The 7566-nt window shown below is 66.8% G+C and carries 8 protein-coding genes; 7 read left to right on the forward strand and 1 reads right to left on the reverse strand.

Annotated elements, in window-relative coordinates; translation table 11 throughout:
- Positions 1–6: 6 nt before the first annotated feature.
- From kynA to TSB10GB4_RS13580, 7 genes are all read left to right on the forward strand, one after another.
- Positions 7–864, forward strand: coding sequence for a tryptophan 2,3-dioxygenase (gene kynA, locus TSB10GB4_RS13550; protein ID WP_244570910.1), 858 nt, complete (start codon positions 7–9; stop codon positions 862–864).
- Between the two features lie 81 nt (positions 865–945).
- Positions 946–1575, forward strand: a complete 630-nt coding sequence (kynB, locus tag TSB10GB4_RS13555; protein ID WP_186396192.1) for an arylformamidase — start codon at positions 946–948, stop codon at positions 1573–1575.
- A gap of 97 nt (positions 1576–1672) precedes the next feature.
- Positions 1673–2443 carry an ABC transporter ATP-binding protein gene (locus TSB10GB4_RS13560; protein WP_186396197.1) on the forward strand — a complete coding sequence of 257 codons (771 nt, stop codon included), beginning with the start codon at positions 1673–1675 and terminating at the stop codon, positions 2441–2443.
- Positions 2440–3147, forward strand: a complete 708-nt coding sequence (locus TSB10GB4_RS13565; protein WP_186387486.1) for an ABC transporter ATP-binding protein — start codon at positions 2440–2442, stop codon at positions 3145–3147. Before TSB10GB4_RS13560 ends, TSB10GB4_RS13565 begins: the two co-directional genes overlap by 4 nt.
- Positions 3148–3152: 5 nt before the next feature.
- Positions 3153–4025 (forward strand): branched-chain amino acid ABC transporter permease, encoded by an 873-nt coding sequence (locus TSB10GB4_RS13570; protein ID WP_186387487.1) that lies wholly within the window; start codon positions 3153–3155, stop codon positions 4023–4025.
- A 14-nt stretch (positions 4026–4039) separates the two neighbouring features.
- Positions 4040–5023, forward strand: coding sequence for a branched-chain amino acid ABC transporter permease (locus TSB10GB4_RS13575; protein WP_186387488.1), 984 nt, complete (start codon positions 4040–4042; stop codon positions 5021–5023).
- Between the two features lie 185 nt (positions 5024–5208).
- Positions 5209–6408, forward strand: a complete 1200-nt coding sequence (locus tag TSB10GB4_RS13580) for an ABC transporter substrate-binding protein (protein WP_186396193.1) — start codon at positions 5209–5211, stop codon at positions 6406–6408.
- A 354-nt stretch (positions 6409–6762) separates the two neighbouring features.
- Here TSB10GB4_RS13580 and TSB10GB4_RS13585 read toward each other — a convergent pair whose 3' ends face one another.
- On the reverse strand, positions 6763–7248 hold the full coding sequence (locus TSB10GB4_RS13585) for an Rrf2 family transcriptional regulator (RefSeq protein ID WP_186396194.1): 486 nt from the start codon (positions 7246–7248) through the stop codon (positions 6763–6765).
- Between the last annotated feature and the right edge of the window lie 318 nt (positions 7249–7566).

Here is a 7566-nt window from a genome sequence, read left to right on the forward strand (position 1 = left end):
GGAGAGATGGACACGCGCAGCCCCTATGCCAGCGGCCCCTTCGATCCGGCCGAGGACGGCGCCGAGATGGAATTCGACGGTCGCATGTCCTATGGCGACTATCTCTGCCTTGGCCGCATCCTGACGGCGCAGAACCCGCTGTCCGAGGCCCATGACGAGATGCTGTTCATCATCCAGCATCAGACGTCGGAACTGTGGATGAAGCTCGCCATCCACGAACTGGCCGCCGCCAAGGCACGCATCGCCGCCGACGATCTGCCGCCGGCCTTCAAGATGCTGACCCGCGTCTCGCGGATCTTCGAACAGCTCACCGGCGCCTGGCAGGTGCTGCGCACCATGACGCCCTCGGAATACACCCTGTTCCGCGGCGATCTCGGCCAGTCCTCCGGCTTCCAGTCGCATCAGTACCGGGCGATCGAGTTTCTCGCCGGCAACAAGAACGCGGCGATGATGCGTCCGCATGCCCATGTGCCGCGCATTCATCACTGGCTCGACCACATCCGCCGCGACACCAGCATCTATGACGAGGCGCTCCGCCTGCTCGCCCGCTCCGGCCTGCCGGTCGACGAGGCGCATCTGGCCCGCGACGTCTCGCAGCCCTATGAGCGCAACGACAGCGTCGCCCGCGCCTGGCTGGAGGTCTATCGCGACCCGCATCGCTACTGGTCGCTCTACGACCTTGCCGAGAAGCTGGTCGACTTCGAGGATTATTTCCGCCGCTGGCGCTTCAACCACGTCACCACGGTGGAGCGCATCATCGGCTTCAAGCGCGGCACCGGCGGCACCTCCGGCGTCATGTATCTGCGCCGCATGCTGGAAGTGGTGCTGTTTCCCGAATTGTGGGAGATCCGCGCCGACATGTGAGCGCGGCGCGCTATATGCCTTCGGGAACGGGGCCGGCCTTGGGAGGGGCTTGATGGGAAAGGGCGTCATGGGAGGGGCTTCATGCCGACGGGACTGATCGACATCACGCCGCCGCTGCGTCCGGGCGCTGCGGTGTTTCCGGGCGATGCGCCCTACCGGGTGGAGAGAACCTTCGCCATCGGTCCCGGCTGCCCGGTCAACGTCACCTCCGTCTCGCTCTCCACCCATTGCGGCGCCCATGCCGACGCGCCGCTCCATTACGATGCGGCCGGCGCCGCGATCGATGCCCTGCCGCTGGCGGACTTCATCGGCCCGGCCCGGCTGATCGATGCGCGCGGGGCGGGCCCGCTCTGCCTGCCTCACGAAATCGAGCGATATCTCGACGGCGCGCCGCCGCGCGTGTTGCTGCGCCTTGCCGAGACGCTCGATCCGCAGGTCTGGCCCGAAGGCTTTCGCGCGCTTGACCCCGAGACGGTGGAGCTGCTCGCCGTGCATGGGGTGCGTCTCGTCGGGGTCGACGTCCCGTCCGTCGATCCGGAAACATCGAAGGATCTGCCGGCCCATATGGCATTTCGGCGCCACGACATGCGGATTCTGGAAAATCTCGCCCTCGCGCATGTCGAAACCGGGGATTATGAGTTGATCGCCCCGCCATTGAAGCTAGAAGGGCTCGACGCGGCGCCGGTGCGCGCCCTGTTGCGGCGCCTTTAGGGCGCGCGACAATGCCAGCGGCAGGAAGAGCGGCCGGAAAGGCCGCCGCATCGGACCGAATGGTCCCGGCGAGGGTAGGATGAGCGGACAGGACATGATGCTGGAGGTCGAGGACCTCGTGATGAGCTATGGCGGCTTCCGCGCCGTCGACGGCTGCAGCTTCTCCGTGCGCGAGGGCACGATCACCGGCCTGATCGGTCCCAACGGCGCCGGCAAGACGACGACGTTCAACATGGTGGCCGGCGCCATTCCGCCGACCTCCGGGCGCATCCGCTATCTCGGGCGCGACGTCACCGGCCTTTCCACCGACAAGCGCTTCCATCTCGGCCTGGTGCGCACCTTCCAGATCCCGCACGAATTCCACCGGCTGACGGCGCTGGAAAACCTGATGATGGTGCCGCCGCGCCAGTCGGGCGAGGGGCTGCTCGCCAACTGGCTGTCGCCGGGCCGGGTGCGCGCCGACGAGGAGCGGGTGCAGGCCCGCGCGCTCGAGACGCTCGCCTTCCTGGAACTGTCGCATGTGGCGGACGAGCGCGCCGGCAACCTGTCCGGCGGCCAGAAGAAGCTGCTGGAGCTCGGCCGTACCATGATGACGGACGCCAAGCTCGTGCTGCTCGACGAGCCGGCCGCCGGCGTCAATCGCACCCTGCTGCGCAAGCTGGAGGAGAAGATCGCCATTCTCAACCGCGAGCGCGGCTACACCTTCGTCCTCATCGAGCACGATATGGAGATGATCGAGAAGCTCTGCGATCCGGTGATCTGCATGGCCGAGGGGCGGGTGCTGATCGAGGGCGACTTCACCACCGTGCGCTCCGACCCGCGGGTGCTGGAGGCCTATCTCGGCGAGAGCGTGGGAGATGCCGCATGAGCGACATTCTCGACATGCGCGACGTCGTCGGCGGCTATGGCGAGGCAGACATCCTGCAGGGCGTGACCCTGCGCGCGGCCCCGTCCGAAATCGTCGTCATCGTCGGCCCGAACGGCGCCGGCAAGTCGACGGCGATGAAGGCGATCTTCGGCCTGCTGCATGTGCGCGGCGGCACGATCCGGGTGGACGGCGCCGACGTCACCGGCCTTGAGCCCAACCGCATCGTCGAGGCCGGCGTGTGCTACGTGCCGCAGGTCAACAACGTCTTCCGCGAGATGACGGTGCACGAGAACCTGGAAATGGGCGCCTTCCTGCGCTCCGGCGACCTGTCGGCTGCCTATGACCGGGTCTATGCCCTGTTTCCCGACCTGAAGGAGCGGCGCAAGGCGCTCGCCGGCAACCTGTCCGGCGGCCAGCGCCAGATGGTCGCCATGGGCCGCGCCCTGATGCTGGAGCCCAAGCTGCTGCTGCTCGACGAGCCGACGGCCGGGCTTTCGCCGAAATACATGGAGCAGATCTTCCAGATCTGCCGCGACGTGCGCGACACCGGCGTGACCATCCTCCTGGTCGAGCAGCACGCCAAGCAGGCGCTTGCCTTCGCCGATCGCGGCTATGTGCTGGCCTCCGGCGCCAACCGTCACGAGGGCACGGGCGCCGAGCTCCTCGCCGACGAGGATGTCGCAGCCATGTTCCTGGGAGGCTGATCGCCATGGGTGCGATGGAAATCGTCAACTTCTACCTGGTGCCGGGCATCGTCGTCGGGTCGATCTATGCGCTCGGCGCGGTCGGCATCACCCTGGTCTTCGCGATCCTGCGCTATGCCCATCTCGCCCATGGCGACCTTGCCACGCTCGGCGCCTTCCTGGCGCTGGCCGTGGTCACGCTGGGCGGCGTCTCTCCCTATGTCGCGCTGCCGGTGGCGATGGCGGTGACCGCGGCGGTCGCCGTCGGCATCGACAGGACCTTCTACGCCTATCTGCGCGAGCGGCCGAAGATCGTCACGGTGATGGCCTCGCTCGGCGTCGCCTTGATGGTGCGTGCCGTCGTGCAGATCGTATGGGGGGTCGATTCCCAGACCTATACCCGCGGCATCGTGCGGCCCGAGAACTGGTTCGGCATCCGCATCCGCGACCGCGAGCTGATCACCGTGCTGGCCATGGTCGGGCTTGTCGTCGCGCTGCAGCTCTTCCTGAAATACAGCAAGTGGGGCAAGGCGATGCGGGCGATGTCCGACAATCCGGACCTTGCGCTGCTGTCGGGCGTCGACAACCGCAAGGTCGTGCTGCTCACCTGGACGATCGTCGGCGCCCTGTGCGCGGCGGCCGGCGTCTTCCTCGGCCTCAACTACGAGCTCAAGGCGATGATGGGCTGGTCGATGCTGCTGCCGATGTTCGCCGCCGCCATTCTCGGCGGCGTCGGCCGCGTCGAGGGCGCGGTGCTCGGCGGGCTGATCGTCGGCATCGCCGAGGAGATGTCGGCGCTTGTCCTGCCGACCGAATACAAGGCGGCGACTGCCTTCGCCATCCTGCTGTTGATGCTCCTTGTGCGGCCGACCGGCCTGCTCAAGGGCAAGGTCTTGTAAGGAGGTCGCGCGCGATGGAATGGCTCGGCTTCGTCAACTACGCCGTCTTCATGGCGATCTTCATCGGCATCTATGCGCTGCTGGCGCTGGGGCTGAACATCCAGTGGGGCTATACCGGCCTCTTCAACGCGGGCATCGCCGGCTTCTTCGCCGTCGGCGCCTACACGTCCGCGATCCTGACCACGCCCTTCGTGCCGGGGCGCGTCGGCGGCTTCGACCTGCCGGTGCCGGTCGGTTGGCTCGGAGCGATGGTGGCGGCCGGGCTGATCGCCTGGCCGATCGGCAAGATCTGTCTGCGCCTGCGCTCCGACTATCTCGCCATCGCCACCATCGGCGTTGCCGAGATCATCCGCCTCGTCGTCAAGTCGGAAGGCTGGCTGACCAATGCGGCGCGCGGCATCACCAACATCCCGCGCCCCTTCGGCGACCTTGCCTATACAATGTCGCAGCTTGCCTATCTCGCCATCGTCGCCGGCGTGCTGCTCGCCGCCTATCTCCTGGTCGAGCGGCAGTTCGCCTCGCCCTGGGGGCGGATGATGCGGGCGATCCGCGACAACGAGGATGCGGCGCGGGCCATGGGCAAGGACGTGCCCTATCGGCGGCTCGAGGCCTTCATCTTCGGCTCGGCGCTGATGGGGCTCGGCGGCGCGCTCTTCGTTCATTTCAACCGCACGATCACGCCGGAGGCGATCGACCCGATGGTCGCGACCTTCCTGGTCTGGATCATGCTGATCCTCGGCGGCTCGGGCAACAATCGCGGCGCCATCCTCGGCGTTGCCGTGGTCTGGATCATCTGGTCCGTGTCGGAGATCGTCACCGACCGGCTGCCGCATGAATACGCGGTCAAGGCGAAGTACCTGCGCGTCTTCCTGATCGGCCTGATGCTGCAACTGGTGCTGCGTTTCCGCCCCGAGGGGCTGCTGCCCGAGCCACGGGGCAAGGGGCGCCGGCCGGAGGCCGCGGCGCAAGGTGCACGCCCGCCGGCGGCATCCGATTGAGGCTTGTGAGGGCGGCGCGTTTCGGTTGAAACTGCCGCCACCGGGCAGCCGGGCGACCGGCTGCCGCAAGCGCGGAAAGCGGCATCCACGGCATGGCCTGCGGGCCTCGGGAGCCGCCTCCGCGAGACAGCGAACGGCCGGCGAGACTTCGCACCGGCCGGATAACCACAAGGTGGAGGTTCATCATGAAGACGTTGCGTATCGCGGCCCTCGCCGCCCTTCTGGGAGCGACGGCGCTTGCGGCGCCCGCCCATGCGGACGTGAAGATCGGCCTGCTCGGCGGCATTTCCGGTCCGATCGCCGCCATGGCCCCGGCGATGATCGACAGCGCCAATCTCGCCATCAGCCAGGTCAACGAGGCCGGCGGCATCCTCGACGGCCGCAGGCTGATCGGCGTCGTCGGCGACAGCGCCTGCAACCCGCAGAACGCCACCGACGCGGCGACCAAGGCGGTCAACCTGGAAGGCGTCATCGCCATTGTCGGTCCGCATTGCTCCGGCGCCGTGCTCGCCGCTGCCAATTCGGTGACCATCCCCGCCGGCATCACCATCGTCACCCCGTCGGGCACCTCGCCGGAGATCACTTCGCTCCAGGACAACGACACCGTGTTCCGCACCGTGCCCTCCGACGACTATCAGGGCCGGGCGCTCGCCCGTACGCTGCTGGAGCGCGGCACCAACAAAGTGGCGGTCGCCTATCTCAACAATGACTACGGCAAGGGCCTTGCCGAGGCGTTCCGTGCCGAGTTCGAGGAAAAGGGCGGCGAGATCGCCGGCTTTGCCGCGCATGAGGGCGAGCGGGCGTCCTACCGCTCCAACCTGGCCGACCTTGCCGCGGGCGGCGCCGATACGCTCGTCATTCTCGACTATGGCGACGGCTCGGGCCTGACCATGCTGCGCCAGGCGCTGGAAAACGGCTTCTTCGAGAACTTCGTCGGCGGTGACGGCATGAAGTCCGACGCGCCGATCCGCGAACTCGGGGCCGACAACCTGACGACCTTCATCGCCTCCGCGCCGGTCGGCCAGCAGTCGGACGCGCTGGAAGTCTTCAACAAGGCCTTCTCCGACATCGGCGGCGATCCGAATGCGATCTTCGTCACTACGTCTTATGACGCGACCTTCATGCTGGCGCTGGCCATCGAGAAGGCCGGCGCCGACAAGTCGAAGGTTGCGGCGGCGCTGCGCGAGATCTCCAACGGCGAGGGCGAGCCGATCCTGCCGGGCGAGTGGGCCAAGGCCAAGGAACTGATCGCCGCCGGCACTGCCATCGACTATCGCGGCGCGGCCGGCGAGCACAATTTCGACGAGGCCGGCGACGTGCCGGGCGCCTATGCGCTGTTCAAGGTGTCGGGCAGCACCTTCGAGGTGATCGCCGAAATGGAGTGAGTCCCGATCCGGCCGGGGCGGTTCGCTCCGGCCGGATCCTCCCCTCAATGGGGAGCCGAAAACGAAACGGCGGCCTTACGAGGGGCCGCCGTCAGTTTGCTTACAAACCCCTCGTTTTTTCATGAGACTCGAAAACGAGGGGTTTTGATTCCGATATGTTCACGGTCTGAATCTGTGACGTTCCGTGAATCTCAGGCGTTTCGGAGTGCCTCCGAGGTTTGTCAGCAGTCTGACGGCGGCCTTACGAGGGGCCGCCGTTTTCGTGTCGCCTGTTGGGATCGGCGCTGCCTACGTCTCAGGTCTGTCTGCGTCTCAGGTCTGCCTGCGCCTCAGGCGCCAGGGTCTCTATGCGCCTCAGGCGCCGGCGCCCTGCAGGCTTGCCACCTTGCCCTGCGCCGCGATCTCCGGATCCATCTTCAAGAGGAAGCGGATCTCGGTGCGGTCCTCGGCAAGCTCGGCGATCGTGTGGGCATCGAGCACGGACATGAAGGCTTCGAGCGCCTCGTGCAGCAGCCCGTTGAAGCCGCAGGAGGTGATCAGCGGACAGTCCTTGCGGCCCGACTCGAAACACTCCGCCAGCAGGAAGCTTTCTTCCGCCGCGCGGACCACTTCGCCGACGGTGATCTCCACCGCCGGGCGGGCGAGCAGGATGCCGCCGTTGCGGCCGCGCAGGGTGCGCACGAAGCCGCCATCGACAAGAACCTTGAGGATCTTGAAGAGATGGGTCTCCGACATCTCGAAGCTGGCCGCGATATCCGCGACACGGCTTGGCGATCCGGGATTTGCCGCACAGTAAATCAGGGTGCGGACGGCGTAGTTGGTCTGCTGGGTCAGGCGCATGGGCATAGATATGCGGTGCTGGGACGCCCGCGTCAACGGCTTTGACGAAAAAACCTAACCAAATGAGTCAAGTTTACGCGCGCCATTGTGCCGCAGCGGCAGTTCGAGGGCCTCGCGGCAGCACGCCCGGACGCCGCCGCAACCGCCGTGGCTCGTCGGTTCCGTTGGGGTGGACGGCCCCCATCCGGCGTCGTTTTGCGCCAAGATGATGGTCCCAACACATCGAAGGAGCCGCCCAATGAACGAGATTACGCGCATCGGCATGGACACGTCCAAGCATCTCTTCCAACTCCACGGGGTTGATGCCGCCGGAGAGAC

The sequence above is a fragment of the Stappia sp. TSB10GB4 genome, from assembly GCF_900185745.1.
In the GTDB taxonomy this organism is placed as follows: domain Bacteria; phylum Pseudomonadota; class Alphaproteobacteria; order Rhizobiales; family Stappiaceae; genus Stappia.

What these genes read in the sequence shown, in the direction of transcription:
- TSB10GB4_RS13585 (WP_186396194.1), bottom strand. Translation starts at nt 7,248, where the DNA reads ATGCGCCTGACCCAGCAGACCAACTACGCCGTCCGCACCCTGATTTAC.
- TSB10GB4_RS13575 (WP_186387488.1), top strand. Translation starts at nt 4,040, where the DNA reads ATGGAATGGCTCGGCTTCGTCAACTACGCCGTCTTCATGGCGATCTTC.
- TSB10GB4_RS13570 (WP_186387487.1), top strand. Translation starts at nt 3,153, where the DNA reads ATGGGTGCGATGGAAATCGTCAACTTCTACCTGGTGCCGGGCATCGTC.
- TSB10GB4_RS13565 (WP_186387486.1), top strand. Translation starts at nt 2,440, where the DNA reads ATGAGCGACATTCTCGACATGCGCGACGTCGTCGGCGGCTATGGCGAG.
- kynA (WP_244570910.1), top strand. Translation starts at nt 7, where the DNA reads ATGGACACGCGCAGCCCCTATGCCAGCGGCCCCTTCGATCCGGCCGAG.
- kynB (WP_186396192.1), top strand. Translation starts at nt 946, where the DNA reads ATGCCGACGGGACTGATCGACATCACGCCGCCGCTGCGTCCGGGCGCT.
- TSB10GB4_RS13580 (WP_186396193.1), top strand. Translation starts at nt 5,209, where the DNA reads ATGAAGACGTTGCGTATCGCGGCCCTCGCCGCCCTTCTGGGAGCGACG.
- TSB10GB4_RS13560 (WP_186396197.1), top strand. Translation starts at nt 1,673, where the DNA reads ATGCTGGAGGTCGAGGACCTCGTGATGAGCTATGGCGGCTTCCGCGCC.